The organism is Brucella sp. IR068 (assembly GCF_049065885.1).
GTDB lineage: Bacteria > Pseudomonadota > Alphaproteobacteria > Rhizobiales > Rhizobiaceae > Brucella > Brucella intermedia.
On record NZ_JBAKHE010000017.1, the window covers coordinates 52,818 to 68,219 of the forward strand.

Sequence of the window (15,402 nt, forward strand, 5' to 3'; positions counted from 1 at the left end):
TTCATGCCTCCTGCGTTTGCAGCCACATTTCAAGGAGGCCAACCTGCCAAAGCTCCGAACCGCGCAACGGCGTTATGTGTTCGGACGGTTTTGCAAACAGGCGTTCAAGATAATCGCGTTGGAAAAGTCCGCGCTCCCTCGCCTTTTGTGAAGAGAGGGCATCTCGCAACATATCGAGATAAGGGCCATCGATGTATTTGAGCTGCGGAACCGGGAAATATCCCTTCTTGCGGTCGATCACTTCGCTTGGAACGACCTTCCTCGCCACATCCTTGAGGATACCCTTGCCGCCGTCACGCAGTTTTTCCTCCGGCGGAATGCGGGCGGCAAGCTCGACCAGCTCATGATCCAGAAACGGCACCCGCGCTTCAAGCCCCCAGGCCATCGTCATGTTGTCCACGCGCTTGACCGGATCGTCCACGAGCATCACATTCGTATCGAGCCGCAGCGCACGGTCGACAGGCGTATCCGCTCCATCCTGCAGCAGATGTTCTTCCAGAAGGTCCTGACTGTAATCACGTTCCGGCATCCATTCCGGCGATAGCTGCGTGACGAGAACGTCGTGCGAGCGGTCACGGAACCCTTTGGCATAGTCGCTGACGACATCGTTGGAATCGACTAGCGGTGGATACCAGTGATAGCCGCCGAACCCTTCATCCGCGCCCTGTCCCGACTGGACAACCTTGATATGCTTCGAAACTTCCTTGGAAAGAAGGTAGAAGCCGACATTATCATAGGACACCATTGGTTCGGACATTGCCGCGATCGTTCCCGGCAAGGCGTCCATGAGGTCTGCAGAAGGCACAAAGATCTTATGATGTTCGGTCCCGAAATGCTCGGCGATCAGATCGGAATAGACAAATTCGTCGCCTTTTTCCCCGTTTGCTTCCTCAAAACCAACTGAAAAACTCATCAGGCCCGATTGACCTGCCTCAGCCAGCAGACCGACGATCAGGCTTGAATCCACCCCTCCGGATAAAAGCACGCCGACCGGCACGTCGGAAATCATCCGGCGCTTGACAGCGACACGCAGCATGGCGAGCAATTGCTCCTGCCATTCCTCGCGGCTCAACGCGCCGTCGCCGGGTAGACGACGATAAGGCGCCTGCCAATAGACGCGGTCAGCAAAACGTCCATTCGGTTCATAGACACGGATTGTCGCCGGGGGGAGCTTTCGAACACCATTATAGATCGTGCGTGGTGGCGGCACCACGGCATGAAAACTCATGTAATTGTGCAAGGCCGCGCGGTCTATCGAGGTGTCGATGCCGCCTGCCTTAACCAGAGCAGGCAAAGAAGAGGCGAACCGCAAGGCACCGGCCACCTCGGCGATATAGAGCGGCTTGATGCCGAAGCGATCACGCGCCAGGATAACCCTGCCGGTATCGCGTTCGTGAATGGCGAAAGCAAACATGCCAAGAAAACGCGTAACGCAGCTTTCGCCCCATGCATGCCATGCCTTGAGAATGACTTCTGTGTCACCGTCGGAGAAGAACTTGTAGCCCTTCTGTTCCAGCTCTGTGCGCAATTCGCGGAAATTATAGATGCAGCCATTGAAAACAAGCGTCAAACCGAGGTCGGCGTCGATCATCGGTTGCTGCGATTTTTCGGAAAGATCAAGGATTCTCAATCTTCGATGCCCGAAGCCGATATTGCCCCGGACCACAATCCCGGATGCATCGGGCCCGCGAGGACTGAGTACATCCGCCATTTTCGAGACTGCCGAAACTGACGGGGAACGACCGTCAAACCTGACTTCTCCGCAAATACCACACATAAAAAGGGTCGAAACCTCCATTATCAGTCATAAACAAATGAGGCCGTCGCATCTTTCATGGCGACGGCCTGCATAATTGCAAATGCGGGAGCGCCGGGATGGTTCCCAACTTTTTAGTTTCCGTTATGCGATCTTTCGGACCGTTTCCGCTTTGGAAAGCATATAGTTTTCGGCGGAAACCATATGTTCAAACGCGATGAGTCGCGCATCTTCGCTGCGATTTTCGACAAGCGCCGCCAGCAATCGATGCTGAAAGATGAGCCCTTCTTCACGCGAGGCTGGCGTGGGGTCCGCATAAATTGCGCGTGCGATTGGCAGGCTTCGCAGCAGGTTATGGGTCAATCCGCAGATGAAGCCGAGCAGGCGGTCCGGACAAAGTTGCGCCAGCAGGGAATGGAAATCCAGCTCCGCAACACGCTGGCGATACTGGTCGTCGAGATCAACTGGTGGACGGTCATAAATCCGCATTGTGTCTTCTAGTCGGATGATCTCGTCCTCGGTCAGCCTTCCCGACAGGATAGCCGCGACCTCCGGTTCAAGAAGCTTGCGGATAGCGTAGACTTCCGCAAGGCTCGGATGGTCGAAGAAAAAATAACTCCCAAGCATTTCCATTGCGTGCTGGGCGGAAGGTTCGGCCACAAAAGCCCCGCCCCCGGGACCGCTGCGCGTAAAAATCAGACCCTGCGTCTCCAGCGCCTTCATCGCTTCGCGCACAGTGCCCTTGGCGGCCTTGAACTGGTCAATCAGTTCCTTTTCCTGTGGCAGTCGATCTCCCGGCCTCAATGCATCGGAACGGATAACATCCTTGATACGGTCGGCAATCTCTTCCGGTCGCCGACGGACCTTTGCCGCCCTCGCGCGATATTGCGGTTCGTGATCGGAATTCAGGCCCATTTTGACCATATCCTGCTACTCTCTCCTGATGCGCGGCGCGCTTTCCACGAGTTTTCGTGTATAGGCATGTTCAGGTCTGGCAAAAAGAGCGCTTGCGGTTGCTTCTTCAACGATTTCCCCGAAATACATAACCGCAACCCTGTCGGAGATGGCTTCCACCACAGCAAGGTCGTGACTGATGAAGAGATAGGAGAGACCAAACTCTTTCTTCAGTTGATCCAAAAGCAGAAGAACCTGCGCCTGAACAGAGACATCCAGCGCGCTAACCGGTTCGTCGAGCACGACGATTTCCGCTTCAGCCGCCAGCGTGCGCGCAATGGCGATACGTTGGGCCTGGCCCCCGGAGAATTCGTGCGGAAAGCGTTTCAGCGTATCCTTGGGCATATGAACGGCGTCCAACAATTGGATCATGCGTTCCTGCCGTTGAGTTGGATCGAGGCCGCACAGAAGCCTGAGGGGTGTTTCCAGGATCTGCCCGATTGTCTTTCGGGGATTGAGTGAAGCGACAGGGTCCTGAAACACATATTGTATGACCTTGCCGAATGCCCGAGCACCGGAATTTCGCAGTTCATGCGCATCGCGTCCAGCAATCGTCATCGTACCGCCCGTCGGCTCTGTTAGCCCGACGAGCATTCTGGCGAGCGTGCTTTTGCCCGATCCGCTTTCACCGACAATCGCCAGTGTCTCACCGCTTCCAAGATCGAAAGAAACATTTTTAACCGCCTCGACCTTGTGACGCTCTTTCCCCAAAAGTGTTCGTCCGCCACCAAAGGTTTTGGTAAGATCGCGAACGCTGATCGCATTTCCGCTCATCCTGCCGCCTTCCCGTTTTCGCGCTTGAAGAGACCAGCCACACGTTGCAGATAGTCGGCGCCCTGCCCAAGTTCGGGAACGCAGGCTATCAAGCGTTTCGTATAGCTGTGCTGCGGATTGGACAGAACTGCCGAAGTTGTACCCGTCTCGACAATCTCGCCGTCTTTCATCACTGCCACGCGGTCACAAATCTCCGAAACCACTCCAAAATCATGGGTGATAAACAGGAGAGCCATGCCGCGCTCGCGCTGGAGATCGCGCAGCAGTTTAAGAATGTGCGCCTGTACGGTGACATCGAGCGCCGTAGTCGGCTCGTCCGCAATGATGATATCGGGATCATTGGCCAGAGCCATGGCAATGCCGACACGTTGACGCTGACCACCTGAAAGCTGAAGCGGATAGTGATTGGCCCGTTCCGCTGCATCCGGAATGCCAACCTTGTCGAGAAGCACAATCGCCTGTTCTCGCCGCTCACTGGCTCCAATCCGCCGATGCGCTGCAATTGCTTCCTCGACCTGCCGACCGACCGGATACATAGGATGCAACGTCGTCAGTGGGTCCTGAAACACATAAGCAACTCTTGTGCCCCGTGCCGCCGTCAACTCGGTTTCAGACATTGAGAGAACGTCCCGGTCGCCCAAATAGATCGCTCCGTTGCTGATAAGTCCGGGCGGGGACGCCACGAGGCCCATTACTGACAGGGCGGTCACGCTTTTGCCCGATCCGCTCTCCCCGATCAGACCGAGACATTCGCCGCGTTCAAGTTCCAGTGAAATATTGCGGACAGCGGGGGTGAAATGCCCGCCATTGACGAAGCCCGTTTCGAGACCGGCAATAGAAAGAGCTTTTTGGCTATCCTTGATCATGGGCGATGACCGGTCCTTGGCAATATCGGTTACTGCGCCTGGCCGCCCCAGCGCACCTGACCGCAATCGCGGATCGAGAACATCGCGCATCCCATCTCCCAATACGTTGAGACTGATGACCAGCAGGAAGATCATCAATCCCGGCACGATGGTGACATGCGGGGCATTGAACAGTTGCGCGCGGCCTTCGCCGAGCATGGAGCCGAGATCGGCCTGCGGCGGTTGCGCGCCAAGACCGAGGAAGCTCAGGCCCGCCGTTTCGAGGATCATCCAGCCCGCCGTGGTCGACATGGTAATGACGATAACCGGCAGTACATTGGGCAGCACTTCGCTTAACAGGATCGAAACCGGACTTTTCCCTGAGAGTCGGGCAGCATCAATAAACTCACGATGCGCGAGACCGAGCGTAACCCCGCGAACATTACGCGCGAAGAACGGAATATTGACCACCGCAATCGCGTAAAGCGCATTCATCAGGCCCGGCCCGAGCACTGCCACGATAGCCAGCGCCAGCAGGATATAAGGAAATGCCATCAGCATATCGATGCCGCGCATCATCAAATTGTCAGTTCGTCCGCCCGCATAGCCGGCCACGAGACCGATTGCCGAGCCGACAATCGCTGCAATCAACGTTGCTGCAAAGCCAACTGCGACAGACACCCGCGTGCCCCATATGACACGACTCAATATATCGCGCCCGAGCTGATCCGTTCCAAGAAGATGTCCTTCGCTGAACACGGGTTTCAATCGCATTGCGGGAGAAGTCGCGTCAGGATTGGGAAGCAGGAGAACCGGGGCCAGCAGAATGACGAGGCAGATCAGGACCAGCATAAAAAAACCGAACGCCGCCAGTCGATTGCTCATCAGGAGCCGCCATGATGACATGCGGACCGCCGTTGGCGCGGCAGAAATTTCTGGAAGCGCGCTCATGAGCGTATCCTTGGATCGAGCATGGTCTGGATGATATCAGCGAGCAGATTGAAGAGGACATAACTCGCGGCAACCACAAGTACGCCACCCTGCACCAGCAAGATATCGCGGGTGGAAATGGCTTTCACCAACATGGCGCCAATACCGGGCCACTGGAACACGGTTTCGATGTAGACGGCGCCGCCCAGCACAAATCCTGCCTGAATACCGATCACAGGAATGACGCTGACAAGTGCGGCGCGAAACGCATGACCGTATATCACGCGACGTTCGTTGAGACCTTTGGCCCGGGCTGTCCGGATATAGTCTTGGCGAAGCACTTCCAGCATCGCGCCGCGAGTCAGACGTGCGATCACGCCCGCCCCCACCACGGCCAGCGTCGTGGCCGGCAGAACCAGATGCCAGAGCAGATCCTTCAGGTCACCGCCGCCATAGACCGCATACATGCCGGAGGCTGGCATAATGCGCCAATGGACCGCGAAGAGATAGATCAGAAGCAACCCCAGCCAGAATGAGGGAATGGAAATTCCGGCAAGCACGATGAAAGTGATCGTCCTGTCTGCCCAGCCGAACTGGCGTACCGCCGAAACGATGCCAGCGAGCAGGCCGAAGACTGAACACAGTACCAGTGCTACGCCCGCGAGCACGAGTGTCGCCTGAAAGCGCTCCATAACCTCATCCAGCACCGGACGATTGAGCACGAAGGAACGCCCGAAATCCCCGTGCAGGAAATTGCCCATCCAGATGAAATATTGTTGCAGCAACGGCTTGTCGAGACCGAGATCGCGATTGATCCGCTCTACATTTTCCGGTGTTGCGTATGATCCAAGCAACGCGGTGGCCGTATCGCCAGGTATCATTGCCATGACGAGAAAAACAATGATCGAGAGACCGAGCAATACAGGAATAACGGCAACGAGGCGTTTCACAATATAAGCTGGCATGAATGCCCTCCCCGCTTATTCCTTGGTTACGTCTTTCAAATGCAGCAGGAAGGACGGCTGCAGCCTGAACCCTTTGACACCGGCCGTCGTGACTGCGTTCTGTTTCCAGTTCGCCACGAAAAGCCATGGCGCATCGTCATGGACGATATTCTGCACTTCACCGTAAATCTTTCCGCGTTCGACCTGATCGGTCGACGAGCGTGCCTTTTCCAGAAGCTCATCCACTTTGGGATTGGAATAATAGCCGGAATTGAAGCCGCCCTTGTCCGGCAGCGCGTCACTGCGCAGTGTCAGATAAGGCACGGTGTCCGGATCATTGGTCATCCATGCCATCTCAGCCATATCGGCCTTGCCCTCAAGTCCCGTATTGACCTTGCCCAAGAACGTGTTCCACTCGTAGGTTTCGATCTTGACCTTGAACCCTACGGCCTGAAGATCGGCCTGGATGGCAGCCCCCATGGTGATCGGATCGAGCATGCCCGAACCGCCTTCCGTCACATAGAAGGTGATTTCCGGATTGCCAGCTCCGGCTTCGGCAAGAAGCGCCTTGGCCTTTTCCGGATCGTAGGGATAGGGCTCGGTCTTGTTCTCGACCCAGTTAAAGGCAGGGGGAATCGGCCCCGGCGCAAGGGTTGCGGAACCCTGCAAAACATTGTCGACAAGCCCTTGCTTGTTGACCGCATAATTGGCGGCCTGACGCACTTTCTTATCCGCGAATGGACCGCTCTTCACGTTCAGGATGGTGAACCAGACATGGGGCCCCGCCTGTTCTGCAACCGCGAAATTCGCGTCCTGCTTGAAGGTGGCAAGATTGTCCGGCGGCACTTCCACCATAACATCCAGCCCGCCTGCCATCATCTCCGCGACGCGGGTATTGGCATCCGTGATCGGGCGGAACACAACTGCTTCCAATGCCGGCGCTGTGTCCCAGTAATCGGGATTGCGTTCGACCACCACGCGCTGGCCCGATTGCCATTCCGCGAACTTGAACGGGCCGGTTCCTGATGGATGACGGCCAAATTCCTTGCCGTATTTCTTGACTGCTTCTGGCGACACAATCAGGCCAGTCGGATAGGCCAGATTGGAAAGAAATGGAGCGAAAGGCTCCTTCAGCTTGAACTCGACAGTGTATTCATCGAGCACATTGACTGCGTCGATGGACGAGAAATTGAACGAGAGCGGAAATGGCCCGGTATTGTAGAACGGATGGTCTTCATTCAGCATTCTGTCGAAGTTGAACTTGACCGCTTCGGCATTGAAATCCGAACCGTCATGGAACTTCACGCCTTGACGCAGCTTGAACCTATAGGTCTTGCCGTCGTCCGAAATCGTCCAGCTTTCAGCCAGCGCGGGTTCTACCTCGAGCGTTCCGTCCCTGTAGCGCACAAGGCCATCGTAAATGTTGACGAGAATGCGAAAATCATTGGTGGCCGTGACTGTATGCGGGTCGAGCGATTGCGGCTCTGCAATCTGCCCGACAATCAGCACATTGGGCGGCGTTTGCGCCAATGCGGCTGCGCCCGCCCCGGCGACCGAAAGCGCCATAGCAGTCAGGACGGCACGGAATAACCTTCTCATGGGGTTCCCCTTCATTTGTCAAATCCGTCAGACTCTAATTTATAGGCATAAATCAACAATCATCAATGAATTATCATAATTAATTTTTGCGAGACAAAAAAGCGGGCCTGAGCCCGCTCGTGATTTCAAAAAGTTCAAAGGCTATTCCGCAGGCGTATCCTCGGGTCTCAAATCCTGCTCTGCCTTGGTCGATTTCTGATGGGTGAAACCCTTGAGGCCCTTGGCGGTTTCCTCGGCATCGCGTTTGATCTCAACTTCGCTCATTGCATAATGAACTACAAGTTTTGCAATGGAAGTGAGCGCGCTCAGATGAATGCGCTCATAGCCATGCGAGGCATCGACACCGAAGGTCAGCAAAGCCGTGCGCACATCATGTCCCGCCTCAACCGCAGATGCGGCATCAGAACGGTAATAACGGAACACATCCTTCTGGACCTGAATGTCATGCTCTCCGCAAAGCTCGTAGAGTTTCTTCGTCAAATGGTAATCGAACGGTCCGGTCTGGTCTGCCATGGCAAGCGTGATGCCGAACTCCGATGAATTCTGGCCTGGTGCTGTCGTTCCATTATCGATGGCGACCAGCGAGGCAATATCCGGCACAACGACCGCAGAGGCCCCCACTCCAACTTCCTCGCCGATGGTGAACAGCCAATAGCTGTCAACCGGCGTTTCCACATTGGCTCTCTGCATTGCCTCAAGGGCCGCAAGCATGATGGCGACACCTGCCTTGTCGTCAAGGTGGCGCGAGACGATAAAGCCATTATCGATGAATTCGGGCGCGGGATCGACAGCAACTATGTCACCAACATCGATACCGAGCTGCAGCAGATCATCGCGATTTCGGGCGAGCGCATCGACACGGAGTTCGATATGAGGCCAGCCGACCGGCTGCGTATCGACTTCCTCATTGAATGTATGGCCGGAAGCTTTCAGCGGCAGGATCGAACCGCGATAAATTCCTTTGGACGAAAAGATGGAAACGCGGGCACCTTCGGCGAAACGCGCTGACCAGTTACCGATGGAAACCAGTTCCAGTCGTCCGGTTTCCTTCAGATATTTTACCTGCGCACCGAGTGTATCGATATGCGATACGATCCCGCGCGCTGGTTTTTCCGTCAGGCCTGCCCTGCGCGCACGAATAGCACCCCGGCGCGTCAGCATAACCTCAAGCCCAAGTTGCTCCAGCTCTCGCGCAACGTAACGCACGGCTTCGTCGGTAAACCCGGTCGGACTCGGGATAGCAAGAAGCGCCTTGAGCCGTGTTACGAGATAGTCCTGATCAATTGTGATAGCGGTCTGCATCACTCATGTGTCGCAAAACAAGACCCCAACGTCAACGTGTCTATCGGAGTTTAAGTAAGCCCTCTTATCGGCGCCCGAAATGTACCTCTCCTTTAGGTTGCCGCGATCGCCAGCGGCATCATTACGCTGTAGCGGATGTTGAGCCAGGGAAGCAGAGTCGGCTTTTGCAAAGCTATGCCGATCCGAGCGAGGACGGCAACGGAAGGCCTATTACAATCAGCTGGAAATCCATCAGCGAACCTCGACGTCACTGAATGGTTGGTGTGGTTTTCCCAAACCGTGCTGACAGCTCAACAAACTACGCTGGATCGCGTCGCCTTTTACATCGCCAAGGCGCATTTCTACGACCGGTTCATGGGAGCGTTCAATCCCCGTCAGGAGAAAGTCATTGCTCGTCTGTTCGAGGCAGGACCGGAGGGCTTTATCGGTGGCCTCAATGCCAACAATTATCTAGCCATAACAAAGACATCTCGTGCAACCGCCACCCGCGATTTGCAGGATTTGGTCGACTAGGGTGCATTGACGTGTAGCGGTCAGCATCGATTCACCCGATACGCGCTGAACTGGGACAACCGGTTGGGGAATTCTGATTGGGAGTCGATAACGGGCTCGACCTGTCCTTTATAAATGAAGATAGCTTCTATTTAAGATTGCCGGTCAAGAAACCCATGTTTTCCATCGAACTCAAACGTCGGCAACCGTCAGGAGAAGACGAAGTCGTCGGCGGATAGGTCAGAGAGTGAGGCACCCTCGATAAGGATTCCGTAATCATCACGGTCTGCGATTGCAAAAAAGACACCGTCCGCGGTGTCCCGCGAAGCCGCGACGAAATCCTCGTAATCATAGACGAAGCCTGCATGGTCGAAGTGGATCACGTCACCCTCCTTTGTGTTAAAGTCGGTGACGCGGTCAACACCAGAATAACCGATATAGAAATCTGCCCAGACAAAAGCGTCAGCGCCCGCTCCACCCGTCAGGACGTCGGTGCCGCTATAGCTCCCGCCGTTCAGGATGTCATCTCCGTCGCCGCCATCCAGGTGATCGGATCCAGCCTGTCCGATGAGCGTGTCGTTCCCGGCCCGACCTTCGATCAGATCGTCCCCACCTTGGCCATCAAGTAGATCATTGCCAGCTCCACCACGCAGGGTATCGTTATAACCCGTCCGGGCCTCTACCTCGATTGTTCGATATTGACGAAGCTCAGATCCGCCATTGCTCCGGTCATCGCATCGAACACGACCGGTCCGTCATCGTAGAGGGTCAGCACGAGCCGGTCCTGCCCATCTCCGCCATCGATTTCCCCTTCCACCGTATTTCCATAGGGGTTGGCGACGCCAAAACCATCATCGCCCGCCCCGCCGTCCAACCGGTCATAGCCCGCATAAACATGGGACAGCCAGTCGTCACCAGCGTCGCCGAACAGCGTGTCATCGCCCCTGTCGCCATGCACCTGGTCATTGCCAACGCCGCCGCTCAGGTAGTTGGCGCCATAACCGCCGTTTAGCACATCATCGCCATCGCCGCCAAAGAGCCTGTCATCGCCCTGCCCGGTGAAATCCGCGCTGTCACCCCAGAGTTCGTCGTTGCCGATGCCGCCTTGGAGATAATCGTTGCCATCATTCCCCTGTATCAGATCAGCACCTGCGCCGCCTCGAGCCGCATCATTGTCGGCACCGGCCGAGATTGTATCGTTGCCAGATGAACCATCTATCTGATCGTCACCGGCACCGCTAGCGATGTCAGCCGATGACAGCCCAGCCGTGCTCACCTTGTCGTCGCCGCTACCGGTCTCGCCAATATACTGCTCAAAATTGCGGATAATCGTTCCGCTCGAAGTAGTGCCTCTGGTGAAGTCAACCACAAGATCCTCGCTACTTCCGGCCTCATCGATTGTGAGCGTATCGTAACCCTCGCCACCATCAAGCTCAGCTGAAGCCAGTGTCGTGATGACGCTATCATTGCCGGTGCCGCCGAAGAGCCTATTGGCACCGAACTGGTCGATGACGGTGTCATCCCCCGCGCCAGCATCTACAAAATCAGCACCAAGAGCACTTGCCGGGTCATCGAAATCGGGCCAGGGCTGCCCGATCAGATCATTGCCTGCTCCAGTCGATATCTCATCGTCGAAACTGCCGCCATTGACCCAATCGTCCCCACTCCCAGTTGTCACCGCGAAGCGCTCAAAATCACGGAAGTAGCTGTGCTCAGCGCCCTGCGAGGGGTAACCGACGACGCTGTGGCCGTTCGTTCCATTGAAGAAAACTGCGCGGTTCTCGCCGGACAAGTCAAGGACGAGCGTATCGAACCCCTCGCTACCAAGGAGTGTGCCGTTCGTCCCGATAAGAACCAGCCGGTCGTCACCCGCTCCCCCTTCCATCAGATCATAACCGCTCGTGCTGGTCAGCACGTCATCGCCAGCACCGCCGTCAAGAAAATCATCTCCTTCGCGACCGTTGAGATCGTCTTGGCCGGCGAACCCTGAAATCCAGTCGTTCTCCATTGTTCCACGCAAGGTATCGTCGCTATTGGTTCCGACAATTATCGCCATGGCCCGATTTCCTCCTCTGCTTTCTCGCTCGAAGAAGTATAAGGGAATCAATCTCAAAATGAAAACACTTATATATAATCAATATATTCTCCTGGCTCACACCAATATTATTTCTATATTTTAATTCAAATTTATTTTTATTTATCGATAGGCGCTTTTATCGAAAAACTGTGCGCACTCAATGATTGGCGCCGCATTATGTGCGGCGAACATTCTTTACCACTGTTTGCAGGGTTGTAACCCGCAGCAACTTGCCAGAAAATCGTGAGGCGACATTTGTGCTAGCGGTTTCGTAATATACTTGGGCCTGTCAGATGCTTGCGTCCTGCTGCTTGATTAGCAAGAGTTCCTGACGAGAACTCAAAAATCGTCGTGTTGGGATCGAGATGCATCGCCTTTGATTCATGTTCGTTAGATATGGAGCGTGGTCTTTAGCTCCTCACGCTCTTGTCCTCTTTCGCCTCATAAAGATCAGTTGCCGCCGGAGGCCTCGCACCCACAATCGGGTCAAAACAGGACAATTCTACTCTTGTTTATAACAAATGTTCAGCTTATAGAGAACCGATTTCTAAGGTCAACGGCACACACCCGCAATTCAGGACATTCAGTGACTGTAATGAAAATCCTTCTGGCCGCTACGAGCTTTTTCGCCTGGTTCGCTCTTCAGAATAACCCAGCAGAAGCTGCCACGCAGTACCCCCTGACACTGGATAATTGCGGAGCGAAAGTTACATTCCAGAAGGCCCCTGAACGCGCTATCGGCCTTGGCCAAAACAGCGCCGAAATAATGCTGCTTCTAGGCCTTGAAGACAAAATGGCGGGAACCGCGTTCTGGCCAAGCAAGGTTTTACCGCAGCTCGAGGCTGCCAATTCCAAGGTGAAACTTCTGACTGTTGAATTCCCGACATTTGAATCCATCCTTGCAGAGAACCCGGATTTTGTAGCGGCGGCCCTTCCAAGCCTGATCGGACCAAACAGCAAGGTCGCAAAGCGCGACGATTTCGATAAGGTCGGTGTTCCGACCTATCTTTCGCCAAGTACGTGTCTGAGTACAGAGCAAGTCAGGGATGAGTATGGCAGCCGCGACAAACTATGGAACATGGAGCTTCTGTATAAGGAGATCGACGAACTCTCACAGATTTTCGATGTTTCAGATCGTGGTCAGGCACTCATTACTGATTTCAAGGCACGCGAAACGGCCTTGCGCGCAAGGGTTCCTGCAAGCGGTAAGAAACTTACTTACGTCTTCTGGTTCTCAAGCCCGTCGCCATCAGCAGACGCCTATCTGGGCGGCGGAAATGGCGCCTCGAGTTTCATTGCTGATGTCCTGGGTGGCGAAAATGCCATCAAGGCAGAAGCTGAATGGCCCACGCTTGGCTGGGAAAGCATTATTGCCGCGAACCCAGATGTGATTGTTGTTGCAAATCTCGACCGTAATCGTTGGGAGCTCGACAAGCCTGAAGCGAAGGTTCAGTTTCTCAATACAGATCCTGCGGTCAGCCAAATGCCAGCTGTCAAGAACAAGGCCATCGCCGTCATGGATGGTCAAGCCATGAACCCGACCATTCGTACGATTTACGGTGCCGAACAGGTCGCGCAACAGTTGAAGGCACTCGGTATTCTCAAGTGAGTGTTTCCGGCCAGGCTTTAAGGCAATGGGGCGCAGTCAGCATGGTGTTGCTGGTGTCGCTTGTCGCTATTGGTTTTGCGGTGGGGATCAGCGTCGGCATTGGTGATCTGCCGATCCCTTTATCGACAACCTTTGCAGCGATAACCAATCGTCTTGGATGGAGTACTGTCGAACTTAATCGCATTCATGAGACGGTAATTTGGGATTACCGTCTCAGCCGCGCATTGGTAGCAGCATTTTGCGGCGCAGGCCTCGCTCTTTCCGGCGCGATCATGCAGTCGCTTTTGCGTAATCCCCTGGCGGAGCCATACGTTCTGGGCATTTCCGCGGGTGCGTCAACGGGCGCTGTAACGGTTGTAATTCTCGGCATTGGCGCTGGCGCTGTTTCCTTGTCGGCAGGCGCATTCGTTGGCGCGTTTTCGGCTTTTTTCTTCGTTGCTCTTCTCTCAAATGGTACGCGCGGCGGCGCGGATCGTACCATTCTGGCGGGCGTCGCTGCATCGCAGCTTTTCAGCGCCGCAACCTCCTATATCGTCACCACATCCGGTAATGCACAGCAGGCGCGCGACGTGATGTTCTGGTTGCTTGGCAGCTTCGGGGGCGTCCGTTGGCCGGAGTTCATGCTGGTATCTGTCGTCATCACCCTCGGTCTTATCGCCTGTCTTCTCTATGCCCATGTTCTGGATGCATTTGCTTTTGGGGATGAGGCCGCCTCCTCGCTCGGCGTGAATGTCGGCCACGCGCGCATTTTCCTCTTTGCACTCACCGCAATGATGACCGCCACCATTGTCAGCATGGTCGGTTCCATAGGCTTCGTCGGGCTCGTCGTCCCGCATGCTGCACGCTTCATAGTCGGACCGCTACACGTAAGATTGTTGCCTGCATGCGCCATTATCGGCGCGATATTCATGGTGCTGGCCGATATCGCTTCGCGCTTACTGATACCCCAACAAGTCCTGCCCATCGGTGTGGTGACTGCACTTGTGGGCGTACCATTCTTCTCAATTATCCTTTACCGGTTTCAGCGCCCATCATGACGATCAGAGCCGAAAATCTTGTCTGGAAAATCGGCAAAAAGGCCGTAATCGACGATGTGTCTTTCGAAGCGAAGCCCGGCAGGATGCTGGGACTTCTGGGACCAAACGGTTCCGGAAAAACATCGTTACTGCGCCTGATCGCCGGATTGAAACGCCCCTGTTCCGGACGCGTCCTGCTTGACGAAAAGGATATCAATTCGGTTGCCCGGCGCAGCGTCGCGCAACGTGTGGCTTTTGTCGAGCAGCACGCGACGACAAATGCCAATCTTAAAGTAATGGACGTCGTAAGACTTGGGCGCTTTCCGCATAGATCAATGTTCTCTGGCTGGACAAGCGCTGACGAGACAGCGGTACAAAACGCGATTGAACGCACGGGAATGATAACCAAGAAAAACGATCAGTGGCAAAGCCTGTCAGGTGGAGAGAAGCAACGTGCGCACATAGCGAGAGCCCTGGCGCAGACGCCAAAAGAGCTTATTCTTGACGAACCAACCAATCATCTGGATGTACACCACCAGATGAGCTTGTTGAAACTGGTTTCCGCGCTGCCGATCACGAGCATAATTGCGCTGCATGACCTCAATCATGCAGCCATGTTTTGCGACGAATTAATCGTTATGGCATCAGGAAAGATCGTAGCCTGGGGCACACCGGAAGAAGTAATCACCGAGAGTATCCTTAAACAATTCTTCTCGATTGATGCGCGTGTAGAACCTTCTCCATATAGCGGACGCCCTCATATTCACTACCTCAGATAAAAATGCACTGGAAGATGTGCGGTTTGGCAACCATGATCGGACGAGAAAGGTCAACTCATGACTTCGGGGCAGATTGCAGGTGGGACACGCGTGGCGCGAGGACGACGCGAGCGCGGGATAGATCGCATCCTCAAGCTCTTTTCTTATTTGCAGGAGCATGGGGCCCCGCGCGGCTGGCGGATCTGCCGAAGGCGCTCGATGCGCCTAAATCAACGATCTACGATCTGGTGAATATCCTGAGCGAGGCGGGCTTGCTGGAAGTCAAGGACGCACGGGTCTATTTTGGCAAGGTAATGCAGCTCTATGGTGCTAGTTACCTGCGCGC

12 protein-coding genes and 3 pseudogenes are annotated in these 15,402 nt (G+C 55.1%); 5 read left to right on the forward strand and 10 right to left on the reverse strand.

Annotated features, from left to right (window positions below):
• Position 1 precedes the first annotated feature (1 nt).
• From ACOWVS_RS20910 to ACOWVS_RS20940, 7 genes are all read right to left on the reverse strand, one after another.
• A complete protein-coding gene (locus ACOWVS_RS20910; protein WP_006471499.1) occupies positions 2–1,777 on the reverse strand; it encodes an N-acetylglutaminylglutamine amidotransferase in 1,776 nt (591 codons plus the stop codon).
• A 123-nt stretch (positions 1,778–1,900) separates the two neighbouring features.
• On the reverse strand, positions 1,901–2,680 hold the full coding sequence (locus tag ACOWVS_RS20915; RefSeq protein ID WP_006469903.1) for a FadR/GntR family transcriptional regulator: 780 nt from the start codon (positions 2,678–2,680) through the stop codon (positions 1,901–1,903).
• Between the two features lie 6 nt (positions 2,681–2,686).
• Complete coding sequence (locus ACOWVS_RS20920) at positions 2,687–3,484, reverse strand: ATP-binding cassette domain-containing protein (RefSeq protein ID WP_075042222.1); 798 nt, start codon at positions 3,482–3,484, stop codon at positions 2,687–2,689.
• Positions 3,481–5,280, reverse strand: coding sequence for a dipeptide/oligopeptide/nickel ABC transporter permease/ATP-binding protein (locus tag ACOWVS_RS20925; RefSeq protein WP_075042223.1), 1,800 nt, complete (start codon positions 5,278–5,280; stop codon positions 3,481–3,483). Before ACOWVS_RS20925 ends, ACOWVS_RS20920 begins: the two co-directional genes overlap by 4 nt.
• Positions 5,277–6,224, reverse strand: a complete 948-nt coding sequence (locus ACOWVS_RS20930; RefSeq protein WP_075042224.1) for an ABC transporter permease — start codon at positions 6,222–6,224, stop codon at positions 5,277–5,279. The genes ACOWVS_RS20925 and ACOWVS_RS20930 overlap by 4 nt, the downstream gene beginning before the upstream one ends.
• 15 nt (positions 6,225–6,239) lie before the next feature.
• Positions 6,240–7,802 (reverse strand): ABC transporter substrate-binding protein, encoded by a 1,563-nt coding sequence (locus ACOWVS_RS20935; protein ID WP_075042225.1) that lies wholly within the window; start codon positions 7,800–7,802, stop codon positions 6,240–6,242.
• A 141-nt stretch (positions 7,803–7,943) separates the two neighbouring features.
• A complete protein-coding gene (locus ACOWVS_RS20940) occupies positions 7,944–9,104 on the reverse strand; it encodes an osmoprotectant NAGGN system M42 family peptidase (protein WP_075042226.1) in 1,161 nt (386 codons plus the stop codon).
• Positions 9,105–9,297: 193 nt separating this feature from the next.
• On the opposite strand from ACOWVS_RS20940, the pseudogene ACOWVS_RS20945 reads away from it, so the two are divergent.
• Positions 9,298–9,617: pseudogene (locus ACOWVS_RS20945) on the forward strand (DUF4172 domain-containing protein); the annotation flags it as partial.
• Between the two features lie 188 nt (positions 9,618–9,805).
• Here ACOWVS_RS20945 and ACOWVS_RS20950 read toward each other — a convergent pair.
• The 3 genes and pseudogenes from ACOWVS_RS20950 to ACOWVS_RS20960 all read right to left on the reverse strand — a co-directional run bounded on the left by ACOWVS_RS20950 (position 9,806) and on the right by ACOWVS_RS20960 (position 11,652).
• A complete protein-coding gene (locus ACOWVS_RS20950) occupies positions 9,806–9,979 on the reverse strand; it encodes a hypothetical protein (RefSeq protein WP_247644445.1) in 174 nt (57 codons plus the stop codon).
• A gap of 162 nt (positions 9,980–10,141) precedes the next feature.
• Positions 10,142–10,285, reverse strand: a pseudogene (locus ACOWVS_RS20955) (hypothetical protein); the annotation flags it as partial.
• A complete protein-coding gene (locus ACOWVS_RS20960) occupies positions 10,276–11,652 on the reverse strand; it encodes a calcium-binding protein (protein WP_075042228.1) in 1,377 nt (458 codons plus the stop codon). The pseudogene ACOWVS_RS20955 and the gene ACOWVS_RS20960, both read right to left, overlap by 10 nt.
• Before the next feature lie 607 nt (positions 11,653–12,259).
• Here ACOWVS_RS20960 and ACOWVS_RS20965 point away from each other — a divergent pair.
• The 4 genes and pseudogenes from ACOWVS_RS20965 to ACOWVS_RS20980 all read left to right on the forward strand — a co-directional run.
• Positions 12,260–13,282 carry an ABC transporter substrate-binding protein gene (locus ACOWVS_RS20965; protein ID WP_075042229.1) on the forward strand — a complete coding sequence of 341 codons (1,023 nt, stop codon included), beginning with the start codon at positions 12,260–12,262 and terminating at the stop codon, positions 13,280–13,282.
• A gap of 41 nt (positions 13,283–13,323) precedes the next feature.
• On the forward strand, positions 13,324–14,319 hold the full coding sequence (locus tag ACOWVS_RS20970) for a FecCD family ABC transporter permease (RefSeq protein WP_374846762.1): 996 nt from the start codon (positions 13,324–13,326) through the stop codon (positions 14,317–14,319).
• Positions 14,316–15,077 carry an ABC transporter ATP-binding protein gene (locus ACOWVS_RS20975; RefSeq protein WP_075042231.1) on the forward strand — a complete coding sequence of 254 codons (762 nt, stop codon included), beginning with the start codon at positions 14,316–14,318 and terminating at the stop codon, positions 15,075–15,077. Before ACOWVS_RS20970 ends, ACOWVS_RS20975 begins: the two co-directional genes overlap by 4 nt.
• Before the next feature lie 23 nt (positions 15,078–15,100).
• Positions 15,101–15,402, forward strand: a pseudogene (locus ACOWVS_RS20980) (hypothetical protein); the annotation flags it as partial.

Excerpts from the sequence above, each read along its gene's own strand:
- ACOWVS_RS20940 (WP_075042226.1), bottom strand. The coding sequence starts at position 9,104 with ATGCAGACCGCTATCACAATTGATCAGGACTATCTCGTAACACGGCTC.
- ACOWVS_RS20975 (WP_075042231.1), top strand. The coding sequence starts at position 14,316 with ATGACGATCAGAGCCGAAAATCTTGTCTGGAAAATCGGCAAAAAGGCC.
- ACOWVS_RS20915 (WP_006469903.1), bottom strand. The coding sequence starts at position 2,680 with ATGGTCAAAATGGGCCTGAATTCCGATCACGAACCGCAATATCGCGCG.
- ACOWVS_RS20970 (WP_374846762.1), top strand. The coding sequence starts at position 13,324 with ATGGTGTTGCTGGTGTCGCTTGTCGCTATTGGTTTTGCGGTGGGGATC.
- ACOWVS_RS20910 (WP_006471499.1), bottom strand. The coding sequence starts at position 1,777 with ATGTGTGGTATTTGCGGAGAAGTCAGGTTTGACGGTCGTTCCCCGTCA.
- ACOWVS_RS20925 (WP_075042223.1), bottom strand. The coding sequence starts at position 5,280 with ATGAGCGCGCTTCCAGAAATTTCTGCCGCGCCAACGGCGGTCCGCATG.
- ACOWVS_RS20920 (WP_075042222.1), bottom strand. The coding sequence starts at position 3,484 with ATGAGCGGAAATGCGATCAGCGTTCGCGATCTTACCAAAACCTTTGGT.
- ACOWVS_RS20930 (WP_075042224.1), bottom strand. The coding sequence starts at position 6,224 with ATGCCAGCTTATATTGTGAAACGCCTCGTTGCCGTTATTCCTGTATTG.
- ACOWVS_RS20960 (WP_075042228.1), bottom strand. The coding sequence starts at position 11,652 with ATGGCGATAATTGTCGGAACCAATAGCGACGATACCTTGCGTGGAACA.
- ACOWVS_RS20935 (WP_075042225.1), bottom strand. The coding sequence starts at position 7,802 with ATGAGAAGGTTATTCCGTGCCGTCCTGACTGCTATGGCGCTTTCGGTC.